13 protein-coding genes and 1 pseudogene are annotated in these 13827 nt (G+C 64.6%); 9 read left to right on the forward strand and 5 right to left on the reverse strand.

The window, feature by feature from the left end; translation table 11 throughout:
• Window positions 1–49: 49 nt before the first annotated feature.
• Together AC54T3_RS14840 and AC54T3_RS14845 are read left to right on the forward strand one after the other, a co-directional pair.
• Window positions 50–427 (forward strand): annotated as a pseudogene (locus AC54T3_RS14840) (peptidase C39 family protein); the annotation flags it as partial.
• Window positions 420–1901 carry a RimK family ATP-grasp domain-containing protein gene (locus AC54T3_RS14845; protein WP_496625958.1) on the forward strand — a complete coding sequence of 494 codons (1482 nt, stop codon included), beginning with the start codon at window positions 420–422 and terminating at the stop codon, window positions 1899–1901. The pseudogene AC54T3_RS14840 and the gene AC54T3_RS14845, both read left to right, overlap by 8 nt.
• 120 nt (window positions 1902–2021) lie before the next feature.
• Here the strand turns inward: AC54T3_RS14845 and nifA are convergent, their stop codons facing one another.
• Both nifA and nifL read right to left on the reverse strand, forming a co-directional pair.
• Window positions 2022–3620 (reverse strand): nif-specific transcriptional activator NifA, encoded by a 1599-nt coding sequence (gene nifA, locus AC54T3_RS14850; RefSeq protein ID WP_496625960.1) that lies wholly within the window; start codon window positions 3618–3620, stop codon window positions 2022–2024.
• 55 nt (window positions 3621–3675) lie between these two features.
• The gene (gene nifL / locus AC54T3_RS14855) at window positions 3676–5289 is read right to left on the reverse strand and encodes a nitrogen fixation negative regulator NifL (protein ID WP_496625962.1); all 1614 of its coding nucleotides are present in this window, start codon (window positions 5287–5289) and stop codon (window positions 3676–3678) included.
• A 569-nt stretch (window positions 5290–5858) separates the two neighbouring features.
• On the opposite strand from nifL, the gene rsxA reads away from it, so the two are divergent.
• From rsxA to AC54T3_RS14890, 7 genes are all read left to right on the forward strand, one after another.
• On the forward strand, window positions 5859–6434 hold the full coding sequence (gene rsxA, locus AC54T3_RS14860) for an electron transport complex subunit RsxA (RefSeq protein WP_201246821.1): 576 nt from the start codon (window positions 5859–5861) through the stop codon (window positions 6432–6434).
• Between the two features lie 45 nt (window positions 6435–6479).
• Window positions 6480–7010, forward strand: a complete 531-nt coding sequence (locus AC54T3_RS14865; protein ID WP_496625965.1) for an RnfABCDGE type electron transport complex subunit B — start codon at window positions 6480–6482, stop codon at window positions 7008–7010.
• A gap of 45 nt (window positions 7011–7055) precedes the next feature.
• Window positions 7056–8654, forward strand: coding sequence for an electron transport complex subunit RsxC (rsxC, locus tag AC54T3_RS14870; RefSeq protein WP_496625967.1), 1599 nt, complete (start codon window positions 7056–7058; stop codon window positions 8652–8654).
• Complete coding sequence (locus AC54T3_RS14875) at window positions 8648–9745, forward strand: RnfABCDGE type electron transport complex subunit D (RefSeq protein WP_496625969.1); 1098 nt, start codon at window positions 8648–8650, stop codon at window positions 9743–9745. The genes rsxC and AC54T3_RS14875 overlap by 7 nt, the downstream gene beginning before the upstream one ends.
• Complete coding sequence (gene rsxG / locus AC54T3_RS14880; protein ID WP_496625970.1) at window positions 9742–10452, forward strand: electron transport complex subunit RsxG; 711 nt, start codon at window positions 9742–9744, stop codon at window positions 10450–10452. Before AC54T3_RS14875 ends, rsxG begins: the two co-directional genes overlap by 4 nt.
• Window positions 10453–10541: 89 nt before the next feature.
• The gene (locus AC54T3_RS14885; protein WP_496625972.1) at window positions 10542–11255 is read left to right on the forward strand and encodes an electron transport complex subunit E; all 714 of its coding nucleotides are present in this window, start codon (window positions 10542–10544) and stop codon (window positions 11253–11255) included.
• Between the two features lie 51 nt (window positions 11256–11306).
• The gene (locus AC54T3_RS14890; RefSeq protein WP_496625974.1) at window positions 11307–11567 is read left to right on the forward strand and encodes an RnfH family protein; all 261 of its coding nucleotides are present in this window, start codon (window positions 11307–11309) and stop codon (window positions 11565–11567) included.
• Window positions 11568–11947: 380 nt separating this feature from the next.
• On the opposite strand, the gene nifM is transcribed toward AC54T3_RS14890, so the two are convergent.
• From nifM to nifW, 3 genes are read right to left on the reverse strand one after another with little or no spacing between them, the layout of a single operon-like run.
• The gene (gene nifM / locus AC54T3_RS14895; protein ID WP_496625976.1) at window positions 11948–12856 is read right to left on the reverse strand and encodes a nitrogen fixation protein NifM; all 909 of its coding nucleotides are present in this window, start codon (window positions 12854–12856) and stop codon (window positions 11948–11950) included.
• Entirely contained in the window at window positions 12853–13386 is a 534-nt protein-coding gene (locus AC54T3_RS14900) for a nitrogen fixation protein NifZ (RefSeq protein ID WP_496625978.1), read from the reverse strand. Before AC54T3_RS14900 ends, nifM begins: the two co-directional genes overlap by 4 nt.
• On the reverse strand, window positions 13386–13796 hold the full coding sequence (gene nifW, locus AC54T3_RS14905) for a nitrogenase-stabilizing/protective protein NifW (protein ID WP_496625990.1): 411 nt from the start codon (window positions 13794–13796) through the stop codon (window positions 13386–13388). Before nifW ends, AC54T3_RS14900 begins: the two co-directional genes overlap by 1 nt.
• Between the last annotated feature and the right edge of the window lie 31 nt (window positions 13797–13827).

Raw genomic sequence — 13827 nt, forward strand, 5'->3', positions numbered from 1 at the left:
ATCAACGGAGAGCGAATGACCGAATGAACACCTTTGCGTATGAAATTCGGAGCAGGTGATGCGCTTGGTGCACGAGGATATGCGCGCGGACGCTGATCGCCGCGGCATCCCGGTGCATCAAGGCACGCTCGGCATCAATGCGCTGCAGGAGCGCTGTGACGCCGGCGCGGTGCCGCTGGTACTGATCAGCTCTTACCGGATCTACCGGGAGCGCTTTCCGCATTGGGTCGTGGTGACCGGCTTCGACGAGCATTTCGTCTACTGCCACGATCCCTATGTCGACTACGAGAACGAAGAGACGACTCTGGATTCGATCGATATGCCGATCCGTCGTGATGACTTTAGTCAGATGGCCCGCTATGGCCGCGCGGGCCTGCAGGCGGTGGTGCTGGTCTCGCTGATGCCGGGAATGACTGAACATGGCTGAGCACCTGCTGCTGGTCGAGCATCCGGCGGACTGGAAGCCGGGTTTCCCGCGCTTGCCAGTGGTCACCGCGCGTGACTATCTGGCGGGCGCCGAGCTGGCCTCGAAGCGCGATCTGCGCGTCATCAACCTCTGCCGTAGCTACCGTTATCTGTCGATTGGCTACTATTGCTCACTCTTGGCCGAAGCGCGCGGGCATAAGGTGATTCCGACCGTGCGCACCATCCAGGAACTCTCCAGCCGCGCGCTCTATAGCCTCGCTACCGAAGAGCTGGATGCGCTGGTACAGCGGCTGCTCGGTCGGCGCAAGGCTTCGGCCTTGGCGCCAACCGCCTATGAGCTGACGATCTGTTTCGGTCAATGCGACGTCAAGGAGCTGCAGCCGCTGGCGCGCGAGATCTTCGAGACCTTCCGCTGCCCGATCCTGAAGGTCGAATTCCGCCATCAGGGCACCTGGCGCATCGGTGCGGTCAAGGCGCTGCCCTTGGCGTCGGTGACAACCGAGGGCGAGCCAGCGCTGTTCACGGCGCTTGAGGGCTACCTGTCACGACGCTGGCGTCAGCCCCGGGCGCGACTCTCCTATCGTTATGATCTCGCCGTGCTGCACGATCCCAACGAGGAGCTGCCGCCGTCTGATGGCAAGGCCCTGCAGCGTCTGGTCAAGGCGGGTAAGGCGCTCGGCGTCAATGTCGAGCTGATCCAGCGCAAGGACTACAGTCGGCTGGCTGAATACGACGCGCTGTTCATCCGCGAGACGACCCGTATTGGCCACCACACCTTCCACTTCGCCAAGAAGGCCGATAGTGAAGGGATGGTGGTGATCGACGACCCGGACTCGATCCTGCGCTGCACCAACAAGGTCTATCTTGCCGAGCTGCTCGCCGCCCACCGCATCCCACGACCGAAGACCCTGGTGCTGCGCAAGGAGACCCTGCTCGAGGCCGAAGAGCAGATCGGTTATCCGGTGGTACTCAAGATCCCGGAAGGCTCCTTCTCGCGCGGGGTATTCCGGGCCGAGGATCGCGCCGGACTGACCCGGATCGCGACCCGGCTTTTCAAGCAGTCGGATCTGATCCTGGCGCAGGAATACCTGTACACGCCGTTCGATTGGCGCGTCGGCGTGCTCGGGCGTCAGCCGCTCTACGTCTGCAAATACCTGATGAGCCGCGACCACTGGCAGATCGTCAAGCACGAAAGCGATGGCCGTCACGAGCAGGGCGGCTTCGAGACCTTGCCGATCGAGGCGGTCCCCAAGCCGGTGATGAGGACTGCGCTCAAGGCCGCCAACCTCATCGGCGATGGCCTCTATGGGGTCGATCTCAAGGAGACGCCAGGCGGTCCGGTGGTGATCGAGGTCAACGACAATCCCAGTCTGGATTCGGACGTTGAGGATCTGGTTTTGGGCGAGCAGCTGTACGCGCGGCTGATCGGTGAGTTCGTCGCTCGGCTCGATCGCCGCCGTAGTCGAAGTTGCTGACCGTCGCTGATAAGAGCAAGCCGAGAATGCATGTACTCGCAAGCGTGCAACGAAGTGTCAGATCGCCTAAGCGGCCTTGAGCCTGGGACAGGGGTGCCCGGATCGTTCAACCAGGCTGATTCAGAACTGCTTGACCTTGATGTTCATGGTCTGGATGCGATAGGCGATCTGGCGTGGGGTCATGTTCAGCAGGCGTGCGGCCTTGGCCTGGACCCAGCCGGCTTGCTCGAGGGCGGCGATCACGCGCTCGCGCTCGTCGATGTCCGGGTCGTCGAAGTCGATCGCGTTGTCGGCGGCAGCGGCGCCTGAACCGGCCGCCGAGGAAAACCCCGCGCGCGGTTCCGGGAGGTTGCCGACATCGAGCCCGGTCAGGTCGATCACGTCACGGTCGATGATGCCGCACTCGCTCATCACCGCCGCGCGTTCCATGCAGTTCTCGAGTTCGCGCACGTTGCCGGGCCAGTCGTAGCGCATCAGCACGCGCAACGCGCTGTCGGTGATGGTCAGTTCGCGGCCTTGCTGCTTGGCAATCTTGGCGACCAGGAATTGGGCCAGCTCGGGCACGTCCTCGATGCGCTCGCGCAACGCTGGCATGACGATCGGCATCACGTTGAGCCGATAGTAGAGATCCTCGCGGAACTCACCCACCTTGACCTCCTGCTCTAGGTTGCGATTGGTGGCTGCGATCACTCGCACATCCACCTTCATGGTGCGGCTGCCGCCGACGCGCTCGAACTCGCCCTCTTGGAGCACGCGCAGCAGCTTGGCTTGGAACGCCGGGCTGATCTCGCCGATCTCATCCAGAAACAGGGTGCCGCCGTCGGCCTGCTCGAAGCGGCCTTTGCGCTGGTTGACCGCGCCGGTGAAGGCGCCTTTCTCGTGGCCAAAGAGTTCGGATTCGAGCAGGTTGTCCGGCAGCGCGGCGCAGTTGAGTTTGATGAAGGTGCTCTGCGCGCGCGGCGAGTTGTAATGGATGGCGTTAGCGATCAGCTCCTTACCGGTGCCGGATTCACCACGCACCAAGACCGTGGTGTTCCACTTCGCGACCTGGCGCACCTGCTCGAAGACGACGCGCATGCGCTGGGTGTGACCGATGATGCTGTCGAAGCCGTGTGTGCCCTTGACGTGTCGGCGCAGCGCATCGCGCTCCTCGCGCAGGGCGCGGCGCTCGGCCTCGACCGAACGCGCCAGCAGCACCGCTTGGCCGATGAGATTGGCGACCATCTCGGCAAACCGCGCCCGCTGCTGCAGGCGCTCATCGCCCACCGGCGGTTGGATGGCGAGCACGCCGGCGGCGGGGCCATCGCCGATGCGAATCGGCACGCCGATGAAGGGGAGATTGCGTTCGAACATGCCGAGCTTGTCGAGGAAGCGCGGCTCGTCGCTGACCCGTTCCAGCAGCCACTCGCGGTTGGTTTCGAGGATGTGCCCGATGACGCCTTCACCACGACGATAACGCACCTTCTCGAACGGGGCGGCGTCGTCATCGTGCAGGGCGCTGATCAGCAGATCGCCGGACTCTTCGTCGAGCAGGCTGACCATGCCCAGGTAGAGGCTGCCACGCTCGTGCAAGGTCTGGAGCACCGTGCGCAGGGTCTCGCGCAACTGTAGTGAACGGCTCAGGATGCGGCTGACATCGAAGAGTGCGGCGAGCTGCGCCTCGAGCAGGTCGGCGCGTTGCGAATCCTGGTGCGTGTCCGAGAGGGCATCTGGGCGCATCTCCGGGCGTGGCGCGTCTGGTCGATCCTTGTCGTCTATCGGCGCGGGGGCTGAGTTAGTCACGGGGCAAGGCGTTGGTCAAGGTCACAAGGAGGCGGCAGCCATCGCTATAGTCAGGGTCAATCTCGATACTACCACCGTGTTGATTGGCGATCTCCTGCGCCAGTGGCAGTCCCATGCCGGCGCGGCCGCGGCGCTGGCGCCAGCCAATATAGAAGGGCTCGAAGGCCTTGTAGCGATCGCCGCTCGGGAAGCCGGGGCCGCTATCCTGGATGCAGACCTCGACCGCGTCCTCGAGCGCGCGGGTGCTGATGTGCAGCTCGCGCTGGCTGCGTCCGCCCTCGCGCGTGGCTTGCAGCGCATTGTCGATGAGGTTCTTGAACAGCGAGCGCAGCTCGGTCTGGCGCGCAGTGATCTCGGGCAGGACATGCGAGGGACGCCAGTCGACGGTGACACCCGAGGACAGCAGAGCATCGGTCTCGAGTGCCAGCACATGGCGCACCAGTTCGTTGACATTGACGCTGACGCCGGCCTCGATGATCTCATCCGGGAGTGCCGCTTGCAGGGTCTTGAGCGCTTGCTCGCTCGCCTCGGTGATCTGTGCCAGGGTCGGCGCGAAGCCTTCAAGGGTACCTGCACCGCTGGCGAACATGGCACTCGCCGCGCGCAACAGGTTGAGTGGGGTTTGGATCTGGTAGCTCGCGGCGGCGAGTGCTTCACGCATGCCTTGGGCGAGGCGCTGCTCGGCGATGCGTGCGCGCAGATGCTCGAGATGCGCGCGCTCGATCTCGCGATGGCGGGCGGTGACATCGGTCGCGAGTAGCAACAGACGCGCATCGCCACGATTGCCGCGACCAAAATAGCTGCGGGCGCTGCCGTCCTGCTCGCTGATGCAGGTGCCGGAGCACGAAAACCAGCGTGGTCCAAGGCTGCCGGGGACCTCTAGGCTGACCTCGATGTTCTTGAAGTCTTCGCCGTCGCCGCTGGCGGGGACGGTGCGCTCGATGGGGTCGAAGCCGGCCTGTTGGCGCAGCGCGGCGCGGATCAGCGGTAAGGGTTCGCGCCCGCGTAGGTCGCCGAACAGCTTCTTGTACTCCATGTTGTCGAGGATGATCTCGCCCTCGGCGTCGAGCAGCACCATCACCGTCGGTGCGGCATCGAGCACGTTCTCGATGCGTGTCTTCTGCTGCCTGAGCGCGCTCGCCAGTTCATGCTCGCGCGTCACATCCCGATGCATGCCGAGGAAATAGGCAATCTCGCCGCTGCTATCGAGCACCGGCGAGATGACCAGTTCGGCGAGATATTCATGACCCCTCTTGCGCTGGTTGACCAGGGTGCCGGTCCAGGTCTTCTTGCGCTGGATGGTGCGCCAGAGTTGGCGATAGATACTGTCCGGGGTGGCGTTGCTGGAGAGGATCGACTGGTTCTTGCCGAGCAATTCGTCGCGAAGATAGCCGCTGAGATGCTCGAAGGCGGCGTTCGTGTAGAGGATGTTGGCGTTTGGATCGGTGATCGAGATCGCGACCGGTGATTGTTCGACGGTCTCGAAGTAGAGGCGTGGCGGCAGTGGATCTGAGGCATCGCCGGCCATCAGGCACAGGGCCGTGAGCACCTCGGGCGGCGTGCCCTCGGGTGGCTGGCGCAAGAAGGCCGCAATCGCATTGCGCACTAGCGGCTGTGCGTTCTCCGATGCAGGATCTGACCGGGGGCTCGACGTGGACGTGCCCGGCGGACTCAGCGAGCGCGATGCGCTGCTCTCCGAGGATGATTGAGCCATGGGGGTTCTCCTCTCTCGTGACCTGTCGTTGTGGTGCCGCCCGTTCAATCGCCTTAGGTTGGCATCGTAATTTAAGCAGGATTCGTGCCGTTATACATCGGCGCGTCCATCCCGCCGCTTGCTCGGCGACAGGCCCATTCATCAACGCGAGAAACCGCAAGCCTTGTCGGGTTTGCGACAATGTGCTGCGCTGCAGCATGCGGGCTGTGTCGTCCGCGACAGTCCCCCCTTGTCTCGATGGCACGCGCAGGCCCGGCGAGGGCCGGGGCCGTGTTGCCAACGGCCCCGTTTTAGCACGGTTTTCCGGCCCGGTTTGGTTCTGTTTGCGGATTCCCTGTCTCGCTGATGGCGTTGCAGGCTCAGCGCTGGCATCGGATTTGCTTTATGCCTGTTCAGTCCTGAGTGCGAGCGGTCTTGGCCGCGTGCGTACCGCCCTTGCCGGAGAGCCTTGCCGAAGCCCCATGACCGAGTCTCTGATGCTGATCCTCGCGACCGCGCTGGTGAACAACGTGGTGTTGGTCAAGTTCCTCGGCCTCTGCCCGTTCATGGGCGTTTCCGGGAAGCTTGATACCGCGCTTGGCATGGGGTTGGCAACCACCTTCGTGCTGACCCTGGCGGCTGCGGCCAGTTGGCTGTTGGAGCATTGGGTGCTCGAGCCGCTGGAGATCGGCTTTTTGCGCATCCTGACCTTCATTTTGGTCATCGCGGCGGTGGTGCAGTTCACCGAGATGATGGTGCGCAAACTCTCGCCGATGCTCTATCAGGTGCTCGGCATCTTTCTGCCATTGATTACGACCAACTGCGCGGTGTTGGGCGTCGCGCTGCTCAATGTGCAGGAGCAACACAGCTTTGTCGAGAGCCTGCTTTACGGCTTCGGCTCGGCGCTCGGCTTCACGCTGGTGATGGTGTTGTTCGCCGGGCTGCGCGAGCGGCTGGCACTGGCGCAGGTGCCAGCGACCTTTGCCGGGGCGCCGATCGCCTTCATCGTCGCTGGCCTGCTGTCGCTGGCCTTCATGGGCTTTGCGGGGCTGGCCTGAGGTACGCATTGATCACTGACTTTTATCCTGGAGCATGTCGACATCATGGTTTCTGCAATCCTGAGCTTGACCACCCTTGGCCTGGGGCTCGGCGCACTGCTCGGTGTCGCCGCGCGGTTTTTGAAGGTCGAGGAGAGCCCGCTCGTGGCCGAGATCGAGGAGCTACTGCCGGGTTCGCAGTGCGGTCAGTGTGGCTTTCCAGGCTGTGCGCCGGCGGCGGTGGCGATTGCCGAAGGCAAGGCGCCGGTGACCCTCTGTCCGCCTGGTGGTCGGGCATTGGCACAGGCCTTGGCGCAACGGCTCGGCGTGTCGGTGGACCTGAGCGCCGTTGCCGAGCAGGCGCCGCAGGTGGCCTATGTGCATGAACGGCTCTGTGTCGGCTGCACCAAGTGCTTCAAGCGCTGCCCGACCGATGCCATCGTCGGCGCCAAGGATCAGATTCACGCGGTTTTTGAAGATGCCTGCGTCGGCTGCAGGGACTGCGCCGAGGTCTGTCCGACCGAGTGCATCGAGATGCGTCCCGCCACGATCACGCCGAGCAATTGGGTGTGGCCGAATCCGTTGGCCTGCTGCTGACAGCGCATCCATCACGATCCGTCCGCTCCTGACGAGAGAGTCCCCATGCGTCTATTCACCATCCGCGGCGGTGTCCATCCCGAGGATCGCAAAGATCTCTCGGCCGGCCGACCCATCGAGGCGCTGCCGATGCCAAAGCTGCTTCACATCCCGCTGCAGCAGCATATCGGCGCGATCGCCAATCCTCTGGTGCAGCGGCGCCAATATGTCGCCAAGGGTGAGCGCATCGCCCAAGCGCAGGGCGCGGTCTCGGCGCCGATCCATGCGCCGACCTCGGGCCGCATCGTCGGGCTTGGACTCTATCCGGCGAATCATCCGTCCGGCCTCTCGGTGCGGACCATCACCCTGCAGCCGGATGGCAAGGATCGTTGGCACAAACGTATCGCAGGTGTCGCTGATCCATTCGCGCTGGAGCCTTCCGAGATCGCGCAGCGGGTCGCCGATGCCGGCGTGGTTGGGATGGGCGGGGCCACCTTCCCGTCAGCGGTCAAGCTCGGTCTCGGCAAGCGCTACTCGCTCTCGACACTGGTCATCAACGGCTCCGAGTGCGAGCCCTATCTGACTTGCGACGATCAATTGATGCGCGAGCAGGCCGAGGCCATCGTCGATGGCGCACGCCTCATGGCGCGCGCGCTTGGCGTCGAGCGCATCCTGTTCGGCATCGAGGGCAACAAGCCCGAGGCGCTGGCGGCGATGCAGCAAGCCACAGCCGAGTTCGATGGGGTTGAAGTGGTTCGGTTGCCGATGCGCTATCCGATGGGCTCGGAGAAGCATCTGGTGCAGACCCTGACCGGCAAGGAGACGCCAGCCCGTGGCTTGACCGCCGATATCGGCGTGGTGGTACACAATCCAGCGACCGCCTTTGCCGTGCATGAGGCGCTGCGGTTCGGTCAGCCGCTGGTCTCGCGGGTGATCAGCGTCACCGGTGGGGCGATCAGCGCGCCGAAGAATCTACGGGTGCTGATCGGCACCAAGATCGAGGATTTGGTCGAGCACTGCGGCCGCTTCCGCGAAGAGCCGGCGCGGCTGATCGCCGGCGGGCCGATGATGGGCCAGCCAATCCCGGAGCTGCGGGTGCCGGTGATGAAGGGCACCAATGGCATCCTGGCGCTGACCGCCGCCGAGACCGGCCTGCGCGAGCCAGGGCCGTGCATCCGCTGCGGCAGCTGTGTGCAGGCCTGCCCGTGCGGGCTATTGCCGCTGGGTATGGCCGCCCAGGTGCGCAGCGGTGATCTCGATGCTGCAGTCTCGAACGGACTGATGGATTGCATCGGCTGCGGCTCCTGCGCCTATGTCTGCCCGGCGCATCTGCCGCTGGTGCAGTTTTTCAATCATGCCAAGGGCGAGTTGGCCGCGCGCGGTCGGGCCAAGCAGAAGCAGACCGAAACCAAGCGTCTGGCCGAGCATCGCGCGCAGCGGCTAGAGGCGCAGAAGCGCGCCAAGCGTGAGGCGATGGCGAAGCGCAAGCGTGAGGCGGATGCGAAGAAGCGGGCTGATGAGGCGGCAAATGAGGCGGCAATTCAGGCTGAGCACCAGCACGAAAAGCGACCCGACAGGCAAGCCGACAAGCAAGGCGAGAGTCAGCGAGAGCGAGCGGTAGCATCGACTCTGGCCAAGGCAGTCGAGGAGGTGGACGCATGCTAGCCTCAGCACTGGTCGCCAGCCCGCATGCGCATGCGCCGGTCAGCATCGAGCGCACCATGCGACTGGTCATGCTGGCATTGCTGCCAGCCACATTGCTTGGCCTCTGGCAGTTCGGCTGGCCGTCGATCTTCCTGTTCGCGGTGACGCTGGGCGCCGCGCTGCTGTTCGAGGCGCTGGCGCTGATCCTGGCGGGTAAGCCGCTCAAGCCGAGCCTGCTGGATGGCTCGGCGCTACTCACCGGCTGGCTGCTGGCGCTGACCCTGCCGCCCTGGGCGCCCTGGTGGATCGGCGTGGTGGGCGCCTTCGTTGCCATCATCGTCGGCAAGCAGGTGTTCGGTGGGCTCGGGCAGAATCTGTTCAACCCGGCGATGGTGGCGCGGGTGGTGCTGCTGGTCTCGTTTCCGCTGGAGATGACGCAGTGGGTCGGCCCACAACCGTTGTTCTTCGCGCAGACGCCGGGCATCGGCGATGCACTAACCATCAGCCTGGACGGGCTGGCTGCGCCCTGGGATGCGATGAGTGGCGCCTCGATCCTCGGCCAGGTCGATCTGACGCTGCAGCAGGGCGGCGATCTGAGTACGGCGATGCCGGCACTGTTCCCGCCGCTCGGCGCGCTGCTCGGCGGCATCCCTGGCAGCCTCGGCGAGACCTCGGCGTTGTTGCTGCTGCTCGGCGGTCTGTTCCTGCTGCGCAAGGGCGTGATCGACTGGGTGATCCCGGTCGCGGTGCTGCTCGGCGTCGCACTGCCGGCGAGCCTACTGCACCTGATCGACCCGACCCGCTTTGCCGGCCCGCTGCTGCATCTGCTCGCCGGCGCGACCCTGTTGACCGCGTTCTTCATCGCCACCGATCCGGTTACCTCGCCGGTCTCGCGGCTGGGGCAGGCGGTTTTTGGCGCGGGCATTGGACTGCTGATCTATCTGATCCGCACCTTCGGCGCCTATCCTGAGGGCGCGGCCTTTGCCATCCTGCTGATGAACGCGGCGACGCCGATGATCGATCATTATCTGAAGCCACGCATCTTCGGTCGCGATCGGCGCGGGCAACCGCTGCCGGTGGCCGGGGATGCCGCTGCGGAGCGCAAGCGATGAACATCAGCCGAACCTTACCTAAACTCGATCGCGATGGCGTCGGTTATCAGACGCTGCTGCTCGGCGGCTTCGCGCTGGCGGCTTCGGCACTGCTGGTGGTTGGCAATCTGCTGACCAAGGGGCCGATCGCCCAGCGTGAGGCCGAGGACTTGCGGGCCTCGCTCGAGCAGGTGATCCCGCCCGAGCGGCACGATAACGACCTGCTCGCGAATCCCCTGATGATTCCGCGCCAGAGTTCGAGCCAGAGCCAGAGCCAGAGCCAGAGCCAGGGCCCAAGCCGCAGCCGCAATGGCGACGACAAGATCACCGTCTACCGCGCGCTGGAGGGGTTGGACGTGACCGCAGTCGCCTTCGAGACGGTCGGTCAGGGTTATGCCGGCCCGATCCGCGTGCTACTCGGCATCGGCGCCGATGGGCGCATCCTCGGCGCGCGGGTGCTGGCGCACACTGAGACACCCGGCCTCGGCGACAAGATCGAGATCAGTCGCGACGATTGGATCACCGCGTTCAATGGCCTCGATCTAACCGACCCGCCACCCGAACGCTGGGCGGTAAAGAAAGACGGTGGCGTCTTCGATCAATTCAGCGGCGCGACCATCACCCCGCGCGCGGTGGTCGCTGCGGTCAAGAGCGGGCTCGAGACCTTCGCCGCGCAGCGCGATGCGCTGACGGCTTCTGCCGTGATCACGGTCGAGACCAGCGAATGATGGCTGTTGTGCCCAAGCACTGCGACCACAGGCGCGCTCGATACCTGTCTGGCGTCACCTTTCTGATTGGTTAACTGGAAGCTTCCGCGATGACCGCAGACCTTGACGAAACCGCACGCGAACGCACCCCCTGGGGCCGGATCGCCCGCGATGGGCTTTGGGACAACAATGTGGTGCTGGCGCAGATGCTCGCGCTCTGCCCACTGCTTGCGGTCACCGGCACCGCGACTAATGGCCTCGGGCTTGGGCTCGCGTCGCTGTTGGTCATGGTCGCCTCGGGCCTTCTGGTCTCGAGTCTGCGCGGACTGATCACGCCGCAGGTGCGCATCCCGGTGTTCGTACTGATCATCGCGACCCTGGTCACCCTGGTCGATCTCGCGATGAACGCCTGGCTGCACGATCTACACAAGGTGCTCGGGCTGTTCATCCCGCTGATCGTGACCAACTGCGCCATCCTCGGTCGCGCCGAGTCGTTTGCCTCGCGCAACCGGGTGGCGCCAGCGGTGTTCGACGGACTGATGATGGGCATCGGCTTCACGCTGGTGTTGATGACGCTGGGCGCGGTGCGCGAGATCATCGGCTCCGGCACCCTGTTCGCGAACGCCTCCTTGCTGCTCGGTGAGGCGATGGGATTTCTGGAGACAACGGTGATCTCTGACTATCGCGGCTTCCTGCTGATGATCTTGCCGCCGGGCGGCTTCCTCGCGCTCGGCTTCCTGCTCGCGGGTCAGCGTTTGCTGAAGCGTCTGCCGCTGCCGAAGAGGCGAGCGACTATCGACTCCGGGTCTGTTGCGGCGCCCTGACGCAGCAACGCTAACGCCTAACGGCTTGCACTCAATCAGGAGACTGTACCCATGCATATTGGTGTCGCTTACGCAGACAAGTTCAAACGCACCTGGCTGACGCTCGACGTCCCAGACGGCAGCACGGTGCGCGAGGCGATCGAGCACTCCGGCTTGCTGCGCCAATATCCGGATATCGACCTTGCGACCCAGCGCGTCGGCATCTTCGGCAAACTCAGCAAGCTTGATGCGCAGATCAACGATGGTGATCGCGTCGAGATCTATCGCCCGATCACCGTCGATCCCGAGACCGTCGAGCGGCGTGATCAGTGAGGACGCTGTCAGATGACGAGCCCCGTTCGTCTGTCTTCGCGGCGGTCGGATGCACCAAGACCGTGACCGCCAGCATCATGATCACAGCCAGCTTTCCCATCATTCACCCTTCCGCCATATGCACTCTCGTAGAAAGTAGCATGGTGCCGGATAGTAAACCTTAGTAATTGTCAAGTTACCGGTGTGTGCCGCAGCAATGCGGCTGAGGTCGCCATGGAGCTGACCGAGCGACCTTGGTTTGGCTGAAGACCGTGGAAGCTGGCTGGCTCGACCTCGCGCCAGTCGGCGCTGGCGGAGTCAATGAGGAGGTCGATCTGTGCGCGGGTCAGGGGCAGGGCGCTGGGGTGGCGAACAGGCCGCCGTTGGCATGAAGGAAGCGTCTAGGCCGTGAGGTTCGCGAGCCACTGGCGCTGCTGCTCTTTGCGACGACGCTGTTCGAGGGCCTGATGGATGCGCGCGCGGACCTGCTCGAACGGCAGCGTCTTGGCGGGATGAATGGCCTCGCAGAGCAGCAGGTGAAAGCCGAGTTCGGACTCGAGCACACCACTGAGCTGGCCGACCTCTAGCTCAAACAGGGCGGCGTCCAACGCTGGATAGAGCTGGCCGGCGCTAAGCGTCCCAAGCTGGCCGCCTTCCATGGCCGTGGGGCATTCGGAGCCTTTGCGCGCTTCATCGATAAAGGCGTTGAGCAAGGCCGCTGGGTCATTGGCCTGCGCGCGCAGGCGCTCGCCGATGGCTTCAATGCGCGCGCGCGCGACAGCGCGGCGGTTCTCGGGATAGTCGTCGTTGATGGTGATCAGGATGTGGCGCGCGGCGCGGGTCTCAGGCGTGTCGAAGCGCTCATGATGCAGCTCGTAGAAGAGCCGCTCATCGGCGTCGGTGATCGGCGCATGACGGGCGCCGACGCGCTGCATCACGGCATCGAAGATCAGCTCGCGACGCAGGGCTTGGCGTAGCTGGCGGCTGTTCAGGCCGTTACGCTCGAGATCGGCCTCCAGCTCGTTCTGGCTGTCGTAGCGTTGCTTCACTGCTTGATAGGAACGCTGGAGCTGGGTGTCCGGGATCAGCACATCGCGTGCCTCGGCACTGTTTAGCACCTGCTCTTCGAGCGCGAAGCTGCGCTGGGCCTGGCGCTCGGCTTCGGCCAACTCGTCGCGAGACAGGGCCGGGATATTGCGCTGGAACCGGGCGGTCGCGGTGCGCAGGAGATGGTAGCGGTAACCCTCGGGCTCGCTTGCCGGTTGATCAGAGGCTGTTGAATGGGGAGCGATGGCCTGCGATGCGCTCATGGGCTCTGCTCCGCGATGGCTGACTGGTTGGGGCTGTTGACTCCCTCGGTGAGGGCGGCTTCAGAGGCCGACGGAGAGGACGCCGGCTCCAGCGCGGACTCCGGCACCTGCAGCAGGCTGCAACCGGGGAACAGCACATGGTAGGCGACCTCGCCGCTCTGCTCGGCGGTGGCTGGCCCGCGCAGCACCTTCATGACCTCGCCAACCCCCCCTTGCTCGACCAGCACGCGCCCACCGCGGCCAAGCGCGATGCGGGCGCTGACCTTTTCGCGCGATTCAAACCGGCTCGGGGTCCAGGGGTCGCTGGCCGGCTGCAGTTCTTCCTCGCGGCAGCCGACGATGCGGTCGCCGTCGAGGAAATGCACGCTGTAGATGATCTGGTCCTGCAGGAAGCTGCCGACATCGCGCACATAGCCGGTACTGCCGCGCCGCACCAACAGCGCACCGGTCGGCTGGCCTGGGAAGGTGCCGTCGTTGCGCACATTGCGCAGCACCCGGACCTCGTCGCCGTAGTCGTAAAGCGGTTGCATCAGAGGGGCTGCTCCGTCAGCGACGCGGGCGCGTTGCGGCTGGCGAGAAGCTGATCCAAACCAACATTGACCTGGCGCGGCTCGCGCATCTTGAAGACGCGGAAGACCTTTTCGGTGCGCGCATCGGAGCCGACGAAATCCTGGTAGGCGCCGCGCAGCAAGTCGGCATAGAGACGGTAGCGGGCGGCCGCGCTGTCTGGCGGCTCGTCGATCTCGCCGAGATAATCGTGGAAGCGTTGCAGGATATGCAGTCGATTGACGTGCACGATGGCCGGCGCGAAGGCGACGCCGAAGTACTCGAGGAAGTCTTCGGCGGTCTCGAGTTCGTCGAGATCGCACTCGAAGGTCTCGAGCGAGTCCGGAATCGGATGAGGGAGCGCATCGGAACTCGCATCAAGCGGCGTCGGCATGTTGAGGGTGGTCATGGCAGTCTCCGTTAAA

It is taken from the genome of Halochromatium sp. NSM3 (assembly GCF_059621085.1).

Bases quoted from the DNA above. Each gene is read 5' to 3' on its own strand.
- AC54T3_RS14845 (WP_496625958.1), top strand. From the start codon at position 420: ATGGCTGAGCACCTGCTGCTGGTCGAGCATCCGGCGGACTGGAAGCCG.
- nifA (WP_496625960.1), bottom strand. From the start codon at position 3,620: ATGCGCCCAGATGCCCTCTCGGACACGCACCAGGATTCGCAACGCGCC.
- rsxA (WP_201246821.1), top strand. From the start codon at position 5,859: ATGACCGAGTCTCTGATGCTGATCCTCGCGACCGCGCTGGTGAACAAC.
- AC54T3_RS14865 (WP_496625965.1), top strand. From the start codon at position 6,480: ATGGTTTCTGCAATCCTGAGCTTGACCACCCTTGGCCTGGGGCTCGGC.
- rsxC (WP_496625967.1), top strand. From the start codon at position 7,056: ATGCGTCTATTCACCATCCGCGGCGGTGTCCATCCCGAGGATCGCAAA.
- AC54T3_RS14875 (WP_496625969.1), top strand. From the start codon at position 8,648: ATGCTAGCCTCAGCACTGGTCGCCAGCCCGCATGCGCATGCGCCGGTC.
- rsxG (WP_496625970.1), top strand. From the start codon at position 9,742: ATGAACATCAGCCGAACCTTACCTAAACTCGATCGCGATGGCGTCGGT.
- AC54T3_RS14885 (WP_496625972.1), top strand. From the start codon at position 10,542: ATGACCGCAGACCTTGACGAAACCGCACGCGAACGCACCCCCTGGGGC.
- AC54T3_RS14890 (WP_496625974.1), top strand. From the start codon at position 11,307: ATGCATATTGGTGTCGCTTACGCAGACAAGTTCAAACGCACCTGGCTG.
- nifM (WP_496625976.1), bottom strand. From the start codon at position 12,856: ATGAGCGCATCGCAGGCCATCGCTCCCCATTCAACAGCCTCTGATCAA.
- AC54T3_RS14900 (WP_496625978.1), bottom strand. From the start codon at position 13,386: ATGCAACCGCTTTACGACTACGGCGACGAGGTCCGGGTGCTGCGCAAT.
- nifW (WP_496625990.1), bottom strand. From the start codon at position 13,796: ATGCCGACGCCGCTTGATGCGAGTTCCGATGCGCTCCCTCATCCGATT.